General features: G+C 41.9%; 15 protein-coding genes. 14 read left to right on the top strand and 1 reads right to left on the bottom strand.

Annotated features, from left to right (window positions below):
- Positions 1-3 precede the first annotated feature (3 nt).
- The 13 genes from IGI67_RS06145 (at position 4) to IGI67_RS06085 (ending at position 13953) form a co-directional block, all read left to right on the top strand.
- Positions 4-1098, top strand: a complete 1095-nt coding sequence (locus tag IGI67_RS06145; protein WP_429957115.1) for a PTS fructose transporter subunit IIC — start codon at positions 4-6, stop codon at positions 1096-1098.
- Positions 1099-1347: 249 nt separating this feature from the next.
- The gene (locus IGI67_RS06140; RefSeq protein WP_207107084.1) at positions 1348-2634 is read left to right on the top strand and encodes a class II D-tagatose-bisphosphate aldolase non-catalytic subunit; all 1287 of its coding nucleotides are present in this window, start codon (positions 1348-1350) and stop codon (positions 2632-2634) included.
- Positions 2635-3041: 407 nt separating this feature from the next.
- A complete protein-coding gene (locus tag IGI67_RS06135) occupies positions 3042-4121 on the top strand; it encodes a hypothetical protein (protein ID WP_429957114.1) in 1080 nt (359 codons plus the stop codon).
- A gap of 577 nt (positions 4122-4698) precedes the next feature.
- Positions 4699-5535 (top strand): class II aldolase, encoded by an 837-nt coding sequence (locus tag IGI67_RS06130; protein ID WP_207107082.1) that lies wholly within the window; start codon positions 4699-4701, stop codon positions 5533-5535.
- Between the two features lie 25 nt (positions 5536-5560).
- Entirely contained in the window at positions 5561-7462 is a 1902-nt protein-coding gene (locus tag IGI67_RS06125; RefSeq protein WP_429958613.1) for a BglG family transcription antiterminator, read from the top strand.
- A gap of 27 nt (positions 7463-7489) precedes the next feature.
- Positions 7490-7903: a PTS sugar transporter subunit IIA gene (locus IGI67_RS06120; RefSeq protein WP_207107080.1), complete on the top strand. Its 414-nt coding sequence runs from the start codon at positions 7490-7492 to the stop codon at positions 7901-7903.
- 29 nt (positions 7904-7932) lie between these two features.
- Positions 7933-8409 (top strand): PTS sugar transporter subunit IIB, encoded by a 477-nt coding sequence (locus IGI67_RS06115; RefSeq protein ID WP_207107079.1) that lies wholly within the window; start codon positions 7933-7935, stop codon positions 8407-8409.
- Between the two features lie 18 nt (positions 8410-8427).
- Positions 8428-9192 carry a PTS mannose/fructose/sorbose/N-acetylgalactosamine transporter subunit IIC gene (locus IGI67_RS06110; RefSeq protein ID WP_207107078.1) on the top strand — a complete coding sequence of 255 codons (765 nt, stop codon included), beginning with the start codon at positions 8428-8430 and terminating at the stop codon, positions 9190-9192.
- Positions 9185-10015, top strand: coding sequence for a PTS system mannose/fructose/sorbose family transporter subunit IID (locus tag IGI67_RS06105; RefSeq protein ID WP_207107077.1), 831 nt, complete (start codon positions 9185-9187; stop codon positions 10013-10015). The genes IGI67_RS06110 and IGI67_RS06105 overlap by 8 nt, the downstream gene beginning before the upstream one ends.
- Positions 10016-10025: 10 nt before the next feature.
- Positions 10026-11072: a zinc-dependent alcohol dehydrogenase gene (locus tag IGI67_RS06100; RefSeq protein WP_429957113.1), complete on the top strand. Its 1047-nt coding sequence runs from the start codon at positions 10026-10028 to the stop codon at positions 11070-11072.
- A 15-nt stretch (positions 11073-11087) separates the two neighbouring features.
- Positions 11088-12557, top strand: a complete 1470-nt coding sequence (locus IGI67_RS06095) for a xylulokinase (protein WP_429957112.1) — start codon at positions 11088-11090, stop codon at positions 12555-12557.
- Positions 12554-13093 carry a DUF4428 domain-containing protein gene (locus tag IGI67_RS06090; protein ID WP_429957111.1) on the top strand — a complete coding sequence of 180 codons (540 nt, stop codon included), beginning with the start codon at positions 12554-12556 and terminating at the stop codon, positions 13091-13093. The genes IGI67_RS06095 and IGI67_RS06090 overlap by 4 nt, the downstream gene beginning before the upstream one ends.
- On the top strand, positions 13087-13953 hold the full coding sequence (locus IGI67_RS06085; protein ID WP_429957110.1) for a class II fructose-bisphosphate aldolase: 867 nt from the start codon (positions 13087-13089) through the stop codon (positions 13951-13953). The genes IGI67_RS06090 and IGI67_RS06085 overlap by 7 nt, the downstream gene beginning before the upstream one ends.
- A 63-nt stretch (positions 13954-14016) precedes the next feature.
- Here the strand turns inward: IGI67_RS06085 and hxlB are convergent, their stop codons facing one another.
- Positions 14017-14574, bottom strand: a complete 558-nt coding sequence (gene hxlB / locus IGI67_RS06080) for a 6-phospho-3-hexuloisomerase (RefSeq protein ID WP_429957109.1) — start codon at positions 14572-14574, stop codon at positions 14017-14019.
- 188 nt (positions 14575-14762) lie between these two features.
- On the opposite strand from hxlB, the gene IGI67_RS06075 reads away from it, so the two are divergent.
- A complete protein-coding gene (locus IGI67_RS06075; RefSeq protein ID WP_429957108.1) occupies positions 14763-16217 on the top strand; it encodes a PTS transporter subunit EIIC in 1455 nt (484 codons plus the stop codon).
- Positions 16218-16259 lie beyond the last annotated feature (42 nt).

Raw genomic sequence — 16259 nt, 5'->3', positions numbered from 1 at the left:
AAAATGAAAAAACAGAACAAGTTCTTTAAAGACTTGCAAAAGGCCTTTAACACAGGAGTATCCTTTATGCTGCCGTCAGTGGTTGTGGGTGGGATTTTCTTGGCGGTTGCTCTTGCTACGGGGAAAGCCACGGATGCCGGAATGGAGATCACTAGCCCATTCATGCAAAACCTAAATGATCTGGGCGCCGCAGGTTTTGCGATGATGATTCCGTTGCTGTCGGGATATATTGCCAATTCATTAGCCGGAAAACCAGGCCTGGTTCCTGGGATGATCTTAGGATTTGTTGCCAACAATCCAATCGGTGAAGGACAAATAAAGACAGGCTTTCTAGGGGCAATGATCATGGGTGTGGCCGCTGGTTATTTTGTTCGCTGGTGTAAAACATGGAAGGTACCAGCTACTATTCGGACAATCATGCCCATTCTGATCGTTCCAGTGGTTACGACCTTTGTACTAGGAATGTTTTATATTTATATCATTGCGGTGCCGATTGGTGCAGCGATGGATTGGCTGGTTCAAGTGCTAGGGCAAATGCAAGGCGGCAGCGCGCTTATTTTAGGTTTGATTTTAGGCGCGATGACTGCTGTCGATATGGGCGGCCCCATTAATAAGACTGCAACGGCGTTCACATTAGCTTTGATGGCGGAAGGTGTTTACGGACCGAATGGCGCACATCGAATCGCTTGTGCGATCCCGCCGTTAGCTATGGCTATTTCAACCTTTATTGATCGAAAAAAATATACTCCTGAAGACAAGGACTTAGGTATTTCAGCTTTCTTTATGTCGTTGATCGGGATCACGGAAGGGGCGATTCCATTTGCAGCAAAGGATATCAAACGGGTATTGCCCGCAATTATTATCGGTAGTGCTATTGGCGGTGCGATGGGAATGGCCACTGGAGTAGAGGCATTAGTCCCCCACGGCGGGTTTATTATCTTGCCGGTAGTTAATGGGAAATTGTGGTATGCGCTCTCGATCATTGTTGGAGCGGCCATTTCAGCAGCCATTTTACATTTCACTAAACCAAGCTTGGTTGATGAATCAACGAAAGAAAAAAAGAAAGAGACGAATGAACAAATCGAAGTAGCAAAATAATAGTCAAATGTTATAACGGCAAAGGAAAATGGGTTCGCCCTATTTCTTTTGCCGTTTTCTTTATAAATAACAGATTTCCCCTTTTTCTCTGCAACAAGTTTTGCCCAATCTTGCAACAAGTGGATCCGCTAATGCATGGACTTGTTGCAGAGAAATGTAATATTCAGACGAATGCTTCCACCCTATACTTAAGAGGTGATAAGAAACAAGGACTTAAATTTAATTACAGGAAACGGAGATGTCAACGAGATGGAAAAATTACCTATTAAAGCAGTTGTAGAAGGATTGCTGGATCTGCAAGCAACAGGTGAGAGTGCAACCTTATTGGGAATTGGGCCAATGTCAAAAAATTGTGTGCAGGCAACTCTCGAGTTATCAAGGGACGATGATTATCCAGTGATGTTTATTGCCAGTCGTAATCAGGTGGATGCGGATGATTTAGGCGGCGGCTATGTGAATGGGTGGAATCAATTTACGTTTGCTGAAGCAGTGGAAGAAGTAGCGGAAGAAATTGGCTATGACAATCTCTATTATCTATGTCGCGATCACGGCGGACCATGGCAGCGAGATAAAGAGCGGAATGATCATTTACCAACGGAAAAAGCGATGGAGCTGGGAAAAAAATCTTATGTGGCAGATATTGAAGCAGGCTTTGATCTATTAATGATCGATCCAACGAAAGATCCTTTCGAGGTAGGTAAAGTGATTCCTCTAGAGACTGTATTAGAACGAACGGTTGATTTGATTGAATTTTGCGAGGAAGAGCGGAAAGTTCGCAACCTACCAGAAATCGGTTATGAGGTTGGAACTGAAGAGACGAATGGCGGCCTAACTTCTACAGAGACTTATGAGACCTTCATTTTACGATTGAAGGAAGAGTTGGAAAAACGTGGACTGCCAATGCCGACCTTCATTGTTGGACAAACAGGAACCTTAACACGTAAAACAGAACAGGTGGGCACCTTCAATTTTAAGAATGCTTATGACTTGGCGCAAATGGCAAAAGGCTATGGCGTTGGTTTGAAAGAGCATAATGGTGATTACTTAGATGATGTGACATTATTAGAACATATCCCGTCACAAATCACTGCGACAAACGTTGCACCACAGTACGGCACAGAAGAGACTCGTGCTTATTTGAATCTAGCAGCGGTAGAAGCAAAGCTAATGGAATATGGGTTAGTCAAAGAGGTCTCTAATACACGTGATGTGCTGCTGGAGCATGCGATCAAGAGTGAACGTTGGAGAAAATGGATGGTCGGTGAACAAAAAAATCTGACTGTTGCAGAGATCATGACGCAAAATGATACCGAGCTTCAAGCGGAGATCTTAGATATCGCCGGTCACTATACCTTTAATGATGAGGAAGTGAAAGTTGAAATTGAAAAAATGTATACAAATTTAAAGGCCCACAACATTGATGGCCAACGCTATGTGATTGATCATATTAAGCGCCCGATTCGTGATTACGCTGAATGCTACAATTTATCCGGTGTGACTAGTCGAATCAAAAGCCTAAACAAAATAAAAGCCTGACAATACGGTCGAGATTTTCACTACATAATGGTGAAGATCTCGTTTTTTTTGAACTTTAATTATGCTAATTATGAGTGAGCGACAGGTCGGTGCAGAAAAACTGCACAGAGGGGGGATAAAATCGAAAAAAATAATGATCAAAAGGCTCTATTTCCTAATTCTTTCATCGCCATTTTTATGTGGTGAAATCAAATTTTTGAATTTTAAGGAAGTGATCTTTTGACAGTTTCGCGAAGAATCAGATTGAAATATATTTTTTTGTTATAATCAGGTTTTTAACCGATTATATACACAAAAAGCTTAATTTTTTTTAAACAATTTGGGTTTCAAAAATTGCTTCTTTTGTAGCATCATAGAGATAAATATGGAAAACGCATACATATGCGGGGGAAAAGGAGCAATTGGGCATGGAGCTGACAAGACGACAAATTTTTACTATGAAAAATAGAAAGAACCTTGAAAAGAAAGTACATAAATTTTGGGAAGAGACGAAAAACACAGACCTAGTAGTAGAATATATCGTGGCGATTATTTTGAGAAATGCCTTAATAGTAAGCGATTTTTCACTGCCTTGTCCAGAGATTGTTCGTGAGCTGCTTTTTCAGGCCCAACCCAATGATACGCTGAGAAAGTTCTGCCCATTTTTCAAGGACTATGTAGAGGAGCACGAATGGCTCAGCATCATCAAGCGTTTATTCAAGAACGAGACAAAGTATTACAAAGCGACAAAGAAGATGCGCTTATATGAAGGGTATCTAAAAGATCGAGGACATGCTGTCATTACTGATCAATATGATAGCTATACCCTCACTTCGATTTTTGAAGATGCTAATGGAAAAAAACATACATGGAATCTAAGAGATGCCGATCCAAGCAATAACCTTGAGGAAACAAAACGGATACTTAGAGTCTTGACGACTCTGACGATCTTCCATAAGGGAGACGTTCGTCAATTCGTAAAATTCATGGATTGTGATTTCAAAGGTACCACGACGATCTATAGTACAAAACAACCCAAGGAACAGTCACAGGAGCAGTCTGCCCAAAAATTGACGACAGAAACGACGAAGGCTACCGTTGAAAACAGCATGCTGGAAGGCTTTGATCTTTCTATGTTGACTAAAGAGGAGCTCATTGTGTTAATCAAAGAAATCTTTGAAGAAGTCGAACCTGCTTCGGAAGAGAAGGAATCTTCTGCTCAAATACCGGAAAATTCTGAAAAACTGCCGCCGGATATGATTCTTGGCAGGAAGACAGAAATGGATTCAAGGATTGTTCCAGCAGCAAGCGTCAAGGCGGAAAAGGAGGCTCAAGAAGACATGGCACCTTTACTGTCGCCAACTTTAGCAGCTGAAGCTGTGATTGATGAAAAGCTGGAAAAACCGCCTAAAAATGGAAAATCAACTACGAGAACAGGCGGTAAAAAGCTGACAAAAGGGGAGAAAAAGATTATCAAGAATTTTAAACCAAGTAAATGGAGAAATTAGAAAAATAGTTTTTTTCATTCTTGTAAAGAGGTTTATTTGTCATGGGTGAAAAGCGTATAAACTTTAGATTGATCTGGTGCTGGAGTCGCTAACTGAATCCTATAACTGCTAATCGTATTAACTTAACAGAAGTGCCTTAGAAGAATCGCTGTAGTGAACCGCAATCGTTGGTAATAAAACGATTGCGGTCCGTTGCGGTTCTTTTAAGGTTTTTTGTTGTCAGTGCTAGAAACGAATTGAGCTATAAAGCATGGGACTATTTTGAGATAATCAATCTAGTCAGCAGCTAAAAAAGAGGTTTGTTAAGAAGCTGTCCATGCGGCTTCTTAACAAACAAAAACTGCAGGATATATCCTGCAATTTTCCTATCGCTATAAGTTATTAAAGAATTCATTTCAGGCAGCTATGTTTTGAATGGCTTCAAAGTTCTATGTTAATCAGGGGTTCCAGTGTTTACCGTTTGACAGGAATTGTTTGTTTTCGAAAAATTGCATGATTCATCTTGCAGAATGTTTGGCACCAAGAGCGCTTTTTTCAGGATATGATTCAGATAGCAAGAGAGAAAGAAGGGCACAATATGCAATTAGTAAATGGCTATAAGTTGATGGATTATGCCAAAGAAAACGGATTAGTCTTACCGGCATTTAATACGACGAACTACGAGTTAACAGCCGGCATCATTCGCGGCTATCAGGAAAAGGGACTAGGCGGATACATCGCAATCTCATCTAGTAATCTGAAGCTTTCCAGTCCTAAAATCATTGCGGATATGGTCAAATCAGCGATGAAAAATGTTTCTGTTCCGATCGCACTGCATTTGGATCATGGGAAAAGCTTTGAAGATGTAAAGGCGTGTATCGAAGCAGGATTTACTTCGATCATGGTGGATGCGTCTCATTTACCTTTTGAAGAAAATATTGAAGAGGTCAGGCGAACGGTTGAGTACTGCCACTTCTACGGTATTCCAGTTGAGGCGGAATTAGGAGCGATTGGCGGGAAGGAAGACGATCATATCTCTGAAGAGGATGCAAAAACAAATCCTGCTGATGTGAAAGAGTTTGTCGAAAGAACCCAGTGTGATTTACTAGCGGTTTCCATCGGAAATGTGCACGGGATGGATTTGACACCGAATCTAGATTTTCCATTGCTAGAAGAAATCGCGGCGCTCTCTGCTGTCCCGCTGGTGCTGCATGGCGGCTCAGGAATTCCTTTTGATCAAGTTCGACAAGCCAAAAAACAAAATCTGATTAAAGTAAATTACGGCTCTGATCTTCGTCAGGCGTTCATTCGCACATTCGGTCAAGCCTACGAAAACAATCATAATGAATTTGATATTATGTCCCTTTCAAAATCGGCCATCGAAAATGTCGAAGAGCGAGTAAAAGCAATCATTACTGAAGTAAATGAAAAATAGGTTTTAAATCAAGGAGGGGGATATGGTGCTAAATAAACGACAAAAAGAAATGATTCAAGAATTTGAACGACACAGTCCCTCTTTTTTAACTGCTGACCACTTTGTTGACAAGTTTCATGTAAGTATGCGTACGATCCAATCTGACATCAAGAAAGTACGCGAGCACTTAGCCGCTTCCAGCTACGCTGAAATAATCTCAGTAGCCTCTAAAGGCAGCCAATTAATCATCAAGGATTACACGGCCTTTCAAATAAATATCCATCAAAAGGAAGCTGCTAGTGAATCGAATCAATCAGATAGAGTAAGAAAATTATGTGTTTTACTATTGAACCAAAAAAGACCGATCCATCGTCAAAAATTGCTTGATCAGCTATTTATTGCTTCTTCGACACTGAACACAGATTTAAAGGAAGCAGACAAGCTGCTTAGTAATTATCATTTGAGTGTTGAACGAAAGAGAAATTCCGGAATCCTTATTCGTGGGAATGAATACGATAAAAGGAAATGCTTGCTGAAGCTGGGGCACCTGGATATCCATCAGGAGCAAAGCAATATGGGAACAGAAGAAATGTTTCGTCAAGATATTGAAATGGTTTTAGTCAGTGTTCTGATGAAGCACCATTTCCATATTTCAGAAACCCTTTTCCAGAATCTGATCGTTCATATTGAAATGGCGATCAAACGGATGAACAGCGGCTTTTATATTGGCTCAGAGGAATTTGAAGGAAGGGAAGACTTTGATTCTGAAATGGAGGTATCGGCTGAGATCTTTCATCGGCTTGCCGAGCGCTCTTATTTTAAGGTCTCCCAGGAGGAAATCATCAACCTGGCGATTTACATCAAAGGAAAAAGTGATTATGAGAAGGATGATTATATCTCAGAAGAGGTTAACACCTTTATTCTTCATGCTTTGAAGGAGATCAACGAAAAATTTGATATCGATTTTCGTCAGGAGATTGATTTGCGAATCTCACTGGCGCTGCATCTGATGCCTTTATTAACAAGGATTGAATACAACATTCAAAACGAGAATCAACTATTGGATCAAATCAAGCAATCGTTTCCCTTAGGTTTTGATATTGCGGCTTACATGTGTCTTTTGCTGCAGAATTCGATCGGAAAGAAAATCGAAGAAGGCGAGATCGCTTATCTGGCTATTTATTTCAATCAATATTTAGCGAAGTATAATGACATTTCTGGCAAGAAACGAATTCTGATCATTACCAGCTTGAAGCGCAGTGAAAGTATTCTGCTAAGGCAGCGATTCGCTACATGGTTCTCAAATGAGATCACGATTCTGACTTTAGTCAATACCCATGAAGTCATCTCGATCGATATTGAGGATTATGATGTCATTTTTACAACGGAGCAAACTGAGCTGACAGATCAGATGGGTGCCATCCTAATCAGCTTTTTCCCGAGTGAGCAGGAGTACTCTAAAATCAAGCTTGCCATCGATGGATTCAATGATAAGTTTGAGATCGTCAATTTATTTGATGAAGAGCTGTTTCATTTTGGGCAATTTTCGAAGAAACAGGAAGTATTGGATAAGCTTTGCTCCATTTCGGTCTCAAAGGTTGGCGATAAGGTGTTCCAATTAAGAGAAGCAGTTGAGCTGAGGGAAGAGCTGGGCAGCAGCTATTTTGGCAATGGGATTGCTTTGCCGCATCCAATCAATCCAATCTTGGCTGAAACCTTTGTCTCTGTCATTTTATTGAAAAATGAACTTGACTGGGATTCTGATGGAAATAGAGTACGTCTGGTCATGCTGGTAGCAATCGAAAAAAACAATGCAAAAGTTTTTCAGTTGTGGAATTATTTAGCCAAAATCATTCAAGAAAAAGGTTTTGTCGAACGAGTCATCAAAGAACCAACATTTGATAATTTTAAGGAAAATCTTTCCCAACTGCTGGATGAATATATTTAGAAGATAGGTAAATTAGGAGGATTGAACATGAATTATATTTTTGTGTCTCATGGTGATCTCGCCAAAAGTATGTTAGGAAGTGCGCAGATGATCGTTGGGGAGCAAACGAATGCTGTGGCGTTTGGCTTGTATCCAAAGGATGATATAGGCAGTTTAAAGGATCAAATCAAAGCAGCGATTGAAGCTTTTGGCGGTGGGAAGGACATTATTTGCTTCACCGATTTATTCAGCGGCAGTCCATTCAATGCAGTGGTGTCATTAATGGGGGATTATCCCATTCGGCATATTACCGGTATGAACCTGCCAATAGTATTAGAGGCCTTCATGTCCCGCATGAATGAAGACAATTCAGCCACAGCTATTTGTACAAAATTATTGGCTGAGGCACCTGCAACGATTATTGATGTCAATCATTATTTAGCTGTAAATTTGGAAGACTAAAAAATAGAAAGAATAAAGGAGAGAGAAACATGAAAAATATCGTATTTGCCAGAGTGGACGACCGTCTGATACACGGAGAGGTAGTAACGGCTTGGACACCGACCTATAGTATCAATCATATTGTGATTATCGATGACATCGTAGCCAGTGATCCATTTCAAAAAAGAATATTGAAAGCGCTGGCACCGACAAAGGTTAGAGTAGACGCCTTTACGACAGAAGAAGGTATTGCGGAGCTGAAAAAGCCTTATAACGAAAAGGAACGGATTTTATTATTGACTAAAACACCGATCACGTATGCCAAGTTGGTTGAAGGTGGGATCGAGCTGCCGCAGGTCAACCTTGGCGGAATGGGTATCCGTGATGAGCGTAAGCCGTTTATCAAGAATGTCGCTTGTGATCAGGCAGAGGTAGAAGCGATTCGTCAAATGGTAGATAAGGGTGTTCATGTGTTCTATCAATTAGTACCAGAACAGCGTTTGATAGAGATCACTAATTTATTATAAAAAAAGGAGGAAAAAGGTATGTCGATTTTTCAAGCATTTCTATGTGGGGTCGTGTATTTTCTAGCAATAGGAAATCTGCCCTTCGTCGGGTTGTGGTCATTGCAGCGGCCATTGGTATGCGGACTTATTACCGGAATTATTTTGGGGGATCCATTGATGGGGGCGATGACCGGAGCTTCTATCAACTTAGTGTATTTAGGATTTATCTCGGCCGGCGGCTCAATGCCAGCTGACATGGCATTGGCAGGGATTTTAGGGACGGCATTTGCGATTACTGGCGGGCTAGATGCTAAAACAGCCTTGTCTGTAGCCGTGCCGATCGGATTATTAGGAACGATCGTATGGTATGGGCGAATGACTTTTGGTTCAGTTTTTGTTCACGTGGCAGATAATTATATTGAAAAGGGCGAGTATCACAAAATCTGGCGAGCCAATGTTCTCTTTCCTCAGCTCATGACGGCCCTGATTACAATCATTCCCTGTGGATTAGCTGCTTACTTTGGCGCAAGCTACATCTCTGGCTTCATCGAAGCATTGAGCGGAACAGCGTTGACTATTTTTACTGTTATCGGCGGAATGATGCCGGCATTAGGGGTAGCGATTACTCTGCAATATATCTTTAAGGGCGAGGCGCGAGTCTTCTTATTCTTAGGTTTCATTTTAGCGACTTATTCAGGCTTAGATTTATTACCGCTGGGTGTAATTGCAGGCTTAACCGCATTAATTTATGTACAGGCTACAGGCAATAAAGCTGATTCAGAGGAGGATGAGATCTATGAGTAAAGAGGCAGAAGGAAATTTGATTCGTAAAAAAGACTTATTCCGTTCTTGGCTGATTTGGGAAAATTTACCACAGACATGCTATAACTACGAACGAATGATGGGACAGGCTGTTGCACATGTTTTTGTTCCAATCTCAAAACGACTGTACAATGATGATCCGGAAAAGAAAAAGGAAATGATGAAACGGGAAATAGAATTCTTTAACGTTCACATTGAATTTGGCTCATGTATCATTGGAATGATCATTGCGCTGGAGGAACAAAAGGCAAAAGGGGTAGCGATTCCAAGTGAGTTTATCACCAGTTTGAAAACATCCTTGATGGGACCCTTGTCTGGGATCGGTGATACGATCTTCCAAGGAGTATTGATCCCGATTTTACTGGCAATCTGTATTGACTTAACATTGAAGGGCACGATTTGGGGCTCAATCATTTATGCTGTAGCTATTATCGCGATTGCTTGGGGCATGAGCTATGCCAACTTTATGTTCGGATATCGAGCCGGGGCGGATGCCGTCATGGACTTTTTAGAGAAGGGAATTTTGAACAAAGTTCTGCGAGGCGCTGAAATCATGGGTTGTATGGTAATGGGCGGCTTGATCTCCAGCTATGTAAAAATGCATGTAGCACTAAAAATCGTCAGCTCCACTACAACCTTTAAGGTGCAAGAACAATTCTTAGACGCAGTTATGCCGAATATACTGCCGTTTGCCTTTACGATGCTGATTTATTTTCTAATGAAGCGCGGCTGGTCTTCATTGAAGATCATCGGTCTAATTGTAGCTGTCGGTATTGTCACTGGATTCTTTGGGATTTTAGGTTAGGGGCGAAAAAATGAAAGCAATTGTTGAGACAGGGGTCAAGCAGCTGGAGATCCAGGAGCTGCCAATGCCTGTAATTGAAAAAGATGAGGTGTTGATGAAGGTCCGAGCGAACGGTCTTTGTACCAATGATTTACGGGATTATCTAGGGGACATGAAGTATACCTATCCTAGAATCGGCGGTCATGAATTCAGCGGTGAAGTAGTGGAAATCGGCAGTGAGGTGAATCCTGAGCATTTTGCTGTTGGGGATCATGTGGTGAAATACATTATTCCTGCTTGCGGAGAATGCCATTACTGTAAAACAGGCAGGGAGAACCTTTGTATTGAAGTCGCGAAGTCAACGACCTTTCAAAATCCAGAAGGTATTTCTGGTTTCTTAGGAATGTCACAGTATATCGCTGTTAAAAGTCGTGAGCTCTATAAATATCCGAAAGAGGTACCGTTCACTCACAGTGCATTTACTGAACCGTTAGCTTGTGTCGTCAATAGTGTGGAACGGGCACAGCTGATGTTTGGGCAGGATGTCGTAATTATCGGCGGCGGTGTGATGGGCTTGTTCCATGTCATTTTGGCAAAATTATCCGGTACTCGTGTCATTCTCAGCGAGCCGAATCCAGAACGCAGAAAGCTTGCGGAGAAATTAGGAGCGGATGTAACCTTTGATCCAACCAAAGTCGATGCAGTCGCCTTCGTTAAAGAGCAAACAGAAGGGCGAGGTGCGGAAGTAGTCTTCAATACGACCGCACTTCCGCAAATTGCCAAACAGGCGATGGACTTTACAGCAACGGGCGGGCAAACTTTTATGTTCAGCTCGCTGCATCCAAACGATCCTGTACCGACGGATATGGGGAGCGTCCATTCCTCTGAGAAGCTGATTACTGGTACGGTCAGTCCGAAAATCCCGACTTTTTATCGTTCAGTTCAATTGATCGCTAAAAAAATTGTGGATGTCACGCCATTGTTAGCCAAGACCTTTGATTATACCGAGGCTGTCGAAGCCTTTGAATACGCGCTGCGGCCGGATACGCTAAAAACGATTATTACCTTTGACGAATAGAAAGTAGGAAGAAAGATGAGTGCATCTGTTTATGTTGGATTAGATATCGGGACCACGTCGATCAAGGTGGCTGCTGTAACCAAGCAGTTGGAAACTATTTTTGAGAGACACTATGCGTACGATTATCAAACGCCACACAATGGCTGGGCAGAGATCGAGCCGGATACATGGATCAAGATCACAGTGAACGGTTTGAAAGAGCTGTTCCAACAGATTCCTGCTGAAACGGTCAAGGGAATTGGGATTACTGGGCAGATGCACACGACCGTGTTTGTAGACAAACACGGTTTTTCTGTCCGGCCTGCTATTATGTGGAACGATAATCGAACTAAAAAAGCACTTCCAGCAATCAAACAGGTCTTGAAAAGCCATCCCAAGTCCGCTCATATTGCCAAAATCGTTTCAACCGGCAGTCCGTTGGCCAGTTTACTTTGGGTAAAGGAAAATGAACCGCAGCAATTTCAGCGGATCAATAAGTTTCTGATTGCGAAGGATTATGTGAAATTACGGCTGACCGGAACCTATACGACAGATTATTGCGATGCCTCAACGTCCTCTTTGTATGATTTACATACCAACCAATGGTCCAAAGAAGTTCAAGAATTATTTGAGCTGGATAAGGAGCTTTTCCCTGCTATTCGCCCTGCATCGGCAGTTATTGGAGAATTGACGAATGAGATCTGCGAGAGATTAATGATTGCCAAGACTATCCCAGTCATTTCAGGAACAGGCGACAATGTAGCGTCTGCAATTGTTTCTGGCAGCTTCGAAAATCTGCAGCCGTTGATCTCATTAGGGACATCTGGTGTAGTGGCCATTCCTAATCGTATGCAACAATTAAAATCGAAGGGAAAAAATGTCGCAGCCAGAATTACCGAAGAAGATAACGCGATCATCACACAAGGGACGGTGCAGGCCGGCGCTAAAATCAATAGCTGGTGGCTAGAGAAAATCTTACAGACAGAGGACTACGCTGGGGAGCAGCAAGAAATTCCGCAGGATTTACTTGGGGAGAACGAGGTTTTCTTTTTCCCCCATATGAACGGTGAAAAAACGTTATTCGCTGATCCTGAATTAAGAGGGGCTTTTCTTGGATTAGGCCTCGAAACCGGCAGACCAGAAATGTATTTGGCAGTATTAGAAGGTTTGGCTTTTGGTATTCGACAGCTGTTCGAGGCCATGAAAAATGAGGAACAGCCAGAGTATTTTACGATCGTTGGCGGCGGAGCCAAAAGTGAGCTATGGATCAGAATTTTTGCCAATAGTTTAGGCTATCCAATCAAACGTGTGCTGACGTCTCAAGAGGCAGTTCATGGGGCCGCAATCTTAGCAATTATAGGCGTCGAGGGCAGCTTCACTTTTCCAGAAAATGAAGCACAGCTGATTCAACCAGACCCGGTTCTAATTGAAAAATACAATCAGCAATATAAAAAGTATTTAAAGCTGACCCAGCTTTTAATGCGTTTCGGAGGTGACGATAAATGAAAAAATGCTTGATTTGCAGCACACCAGTAAAATGGATCAAATTCAAATGTGCCGACGGCAATGTTTGCAAACAGTGCTACGAAAAAGTCAGCGCTAATTTCACTCAAACAATCAAAACGAAGACTAAAGAGGAACTTTTGGCTATGTTGAAGGATGCGCAGTCAGAGCCAGCAGGTACATCCTTTGAAATCTCTAGAAAAATCAATCAACTGATCTTTTTTGATGATAAGAACCAGCAGATTTGTCTGCCCAACCACAAAAAATACACCAAGGAAAACTTGAAGCCGGAGATTTATTCCTTTACGGAAATCAGCAATTGCCAAGTGGTGGAGGAGCAGATCGAGAGGCTGGTTAAGAAAAAGCAGCAGCAATTGGGCTCTATCAAAGTGGTTTTGTCCCTCGAAAATGAGACACGGGAGATTTGGCTGATCCCTAACTATATCAATCGTGACAGTATGGCCTATAAAACGATGCGTTCATTAGCGGCTAATATCGTTGCCGAAATCAAACAATCGAAGGAGGACGTTGCATGCTAGCAGGTTTGAAGGAGGTTTTAGAGCAGGCCAGAGCAAATAAACAAGCAATCGCTGCGTTTAATGTACCCAATTTAGAAATGGTTCGCGCCGCTATTCAAGCCGCCGAAGAAGTCAATATGCCGGTAATTTTGCAGCACGCAGAAGGGCATAGTTCCTTAGTTCCTTTGGAAGAAATCGGTCCGATCATGCTTCATTATGCTAAGGAAAGCAAAGTTCCAGTGGTCGTGCATTTGGATCATGGAAAAAGCTACGATGTACTAATGAAGGCGATGAAGCTGGGCTTTACATCCGTTATGATCGATGCTTCTGATCGGCCATTTGACGAAAATGTGTCTCGAACAAAAGAGATCGTGAAGGCAGCACATAGCTTAGGTGTCAGTGTAGAAGCAGAATTAGGTCATGTTTTTACTTCCTCTTTAGGCGGTGGAGAAGGACGTGCACCCGATGATGATCAAATCGGTGATACGGATATTTATACTGATCCCAGACAAGCTAAGGAATTTGTCGATGCAACAGGTGTAGATTGCTTGGCGATCGCTTTTGGAACGGTTCACGGAATCTATCTGAAGGAGCCAAAACTGGATCTGCAGCGTGTAAAGGAAATCTATGAGGCCGTTACTATCCCATTAGTTATGCATGGCGGTTCGGGCGTTGATGCCGAAGATTATCAAACGGCGATCACAAACGGCATTGCTAAAATCAATTATTATACCTATGCAAATAAGGCAGGAGCCATTGCATTGAAGGAGTATCTGAAGGAAGATTCCCAGGAGTACTTCTTAGAAGAGTGCATTAATCGATCGACGGAAGCGTTGAAAGAAGACTATGTGCTAGCAATGAAGATCTTTGGTGGGAAATAGAATAGCAGAACGGCAAGGATTGAATCAGTCTGATTCATTCCTTGCCGTTCTTTTTGCTGTTATCTACTCCAAATCCGTATGTCTTTCTACCATTGTGTTGCTTGTTTCCTTCATTTTATCCATCAGTTCTAAAATAATTCCATCGTAGGTTAAAAAACTGATTTGTTCAAAAGCGGAGCCCATTGGTTGAATGGAGGTGAGGTTGTTCTCTTTCAATTTTGGCGAAACCCCTGGTAATACGACCACCACATCAGCTAAGTCAGCAATTGTTGAATCCTTGTCCATCGTAAGCAAAGCAATCGTCACAGCATTCTTTTTTGCTTTTTTAGCGAGAGCGACTAAGCTAGCAGTCGTGCCCGAACCAGACCCGATGATTAGCAAATCCCCTTTTTTTGTTCTTGGACAGCTGATCTCTCCTACGAGATGAACCGATAAACCTAAATGAAGCAGACGGTTTGTGAAACCTGTGATGGCTACTCCAGAACGACCGGCACCTGAAAGAAAGATACTATCTGCGTGTAAGATTGCATGAACCAATTGATCCAGCTGCTCGTCCTTTTCATGTTCTACAAAGGCTCTCAATTCCTCAATGATTTCTCTTGTGTGTACTTTTACTGACATACAATTCCCTCCAATAATTCGTTGTAATCAAAGTCTAATGACTATTGAAAACCATCACAAGAGTATCTTTGACAGAGGCTGACTGACAAAGGTGTCCTTTCAAGCGATAGCTTTTCGAGATAACGCCCCCTATAATTAATGTCAGAAGGCGCCTTCGAAAAATGAATATTCTCAAGGAGGAAAAGAAAATGGAGTTTCAGCAACCTGCAAATGCAAACAGCTGGCGAGCGAAAATTCAACGTATGGGTGGATTTTTAAGCTCAATGGTTATGCCGAATATAGGTGTATTCATTGCTTGGGGTTTGATGGCAGCATTTTTCATCCCGACTGGATGGACACCAAATAAACATTTAAATGAACTGGTTCCACCGATTTTGAATTATTTATTACCTGTATTGATAGGATATACGGGCGGGTACAATGTTTATGGAAAGCGCGGTGGTGCGATCGGTGCTTTGGCAACTATGGGGGTAGTAGTTGGAGCAGATATCACGATGTTGATCGGCGGTATGATTATGGGTCCGATCGGCGCAATATTAATGAAAAAAATCGATGAACTGTTTAAGGGAAAAGTCAAACCAGGACTTGAAATGTTAGTGGATAACTTCTCACTAGGCTTTCTTGGTTTTGCGATAGCTTTGGTTGGTTTTGTAGCAGTTGAACCGATTTTTGCAGTTATTCTATCGTTTATTTCAGGTGGTGTCGACTGGTTGATGGCACGGAATTTGATTCCGTTGACTAGTATCTTTGTCCAACCAGCACAGGTTCTATTCTTAAATAATGCTGTAAATCACGGAATTATGATTCCACTAGGAACGCAGCAAGTATTGGAAACAGGAAAATCGCTATTATTCTTAGTTGAGGCAAACGGTGGCGCTTGGGTTGGCTTATTGATCGCTTTTTCAATGTTTGGAACAGGTATGGCAAAAAAATCAGCACCAGCATCAATGCTGATTCAATTCTTAGGTGGTATCGGAGAAGTAGCATTTCCTTATGCCATGATCAAACTGATTACTATTTTAGGTCCAATCGCAGGGAATATGACAGCACTGGCCATTGGACAACTCTTTGGCGGGGGAACTGTTGGCGCGGTCTCACCGGGTAGTTTCTTAGCGTTATTAATGATGACACCTCGTGGAAACTTCGTTGTAAATATCGCGATGTATGCTTCGGCAGTCTTGGTTTCCTTTGCAGTAGGAGCTTTTTTCTTGAAATTGAGTTTAAAAAAGGACTTGGCAGCAGAAGAAGCGGCATTGGCGGTTGAACCAGCCGGAATCCCTTCTGCAGAGGGATTTGAAACAGCAGTTCCAGAAATAAATGAAGAAGCGGCTATTATGCCAGCAGGTAAATTGATTAAAAATGTAATCATCGCCTGTGATGCTGGAATGGGCTCTAGTGCCATGGGGGCGTCAATGTTAAATACAAAAGCTCGAAAAAACATGTTAGAGGTAACAGTCAAGAACGTTTCCGTCGACAATATTCCTGAGGATGCTGATCTAATTATTACAAATGAGATTTTATTGGAAAGAGTAAAAGGTTTATCTAAGGGAAAACAAGTGCCCATATTGACAATCAAGAATTTCTTGGACAACAGTGAGTACGATCGATTCATCAAGTTCATCAAAGAAAATAATGGTAAATAAGGTGTATCCGCTTTCATTCTAGTGTAGTATGATGAATTCTAC

The organism is Enterococcus sp. AZ196, assembly GCF_050498845.1.
Classification (GTDB): domain Bacteria; phylum Bacillota; class Bacilli; order Lactobacillales; family Enterococcaceae; genus Enterococcus_A; species Enterococcus_A murrayae.
The sequence above is the reverse complement of the archived record's forward strand: the minus strand, read 5'-3'. Positions and strand labels throughout refer to the sequence as shown.

Excerpts from the sequence above, each read along its gene's own strand:
- hxlB (WP_429957109.1), bottom strand. The coding sequence starts at position 14,574 with ATGTCAGTAAAAGTACACACAAGAGAAATCATTGAGGAATTGAGAGCC.
- IGI67_RS06135 (WP_429957114.1), top strand. The coding sequence starts at position 3,042 with ATGGAGCTGACAAGACGACAAATTTTTACTATGAAAAATAGAAAGAAC.
- IGI67_RS06090 (WP_429957111.1), top strand. The coding sequence starts at position 12,554 with ATGAAAAAATGCTTGATTTGCAGCACACCAGTAAAATGGATCAAATTC.
- IGI67_RS06100 (WP_429957113.1), top strand. The coding sequence starts at position 10,026 with ATGAAAGCAATTGTTGAGACAGGGGTCAAGCAGCTGGAGATCCAGGAG.
- IGI67_RS06095 (WP_429957112.1), top strand. The coding sequence starts at position 11,088 with ATGAGTGCATCTGTTTATGTTGGATTAGATATCGGGACCACGTCGATC.
- IGI67_RS06085 (WP_429957110.1), top strand. The coding sequence starts at position 13,087 with ATGCTAGCAGGTTTGAAGGAGGTTTTAGAGCAGGCCAGAGCAAATAAA.
- IGI67_RS06120 (WP_207107080.1), top strand. The coding sequence starts at position 7,490 with ATGAATTATATTTTTGTGTCTCATGGTGATCTCGCCAAAAGTATGTTA.
- IGI67_RS06110 (WP_207107078.1), top strand. The coding sequence starts at position 8,428 with ATGTCGATTTTTCAAGCATTTCTATGTGGGGTCGTGTATTTTCTAGCA.
- IGI67_RS06105 (WP_207107077.1), top strand. The coding sequence starts at position 9,185 with ATGAGTAAAGAGGCAGAAGGAAATTTGATTCGTAAAAAAGACTTATTC.
- IGI67_RS06130 (WP_207107082.1), top strand. The coding sequence starts at position 4,699 with ATGCAATTAGTAAATGGCTATAAGTTGATGGATTATGCCAAAGAAAAC.
- IGI67_RS06140 (WP_207107084.1), top strand. The coding sequence starts at position 1,348 with ATGGAAAAATTACCTATTAAAGCAGTTGTAGAAGGATTGCTGGATCTG.
- IGI67_RS06115 (WP_207107079.1), top strand. The coding sequence starts at position 7,933 with ATGAAAAATATCGTATTTGCCAGAGTGGACGACCGTCTGATACACGGA.
- IGI67_RS06075 (WP_429957108.1), top strand. The coding sequence starts at position 14,763 with ATGGAGTTTCAGCAACCTGCAAATGCAAACAGCTGGCGAGCGAAAATT.
- IGI67_RS06145 (WP_429957115.1), top strand. The coding sequence starts at position 4 with ATGAAAAAACAGAACAAGTTCTTTAAAGACTTGCAAAAGGCCTTTAAC.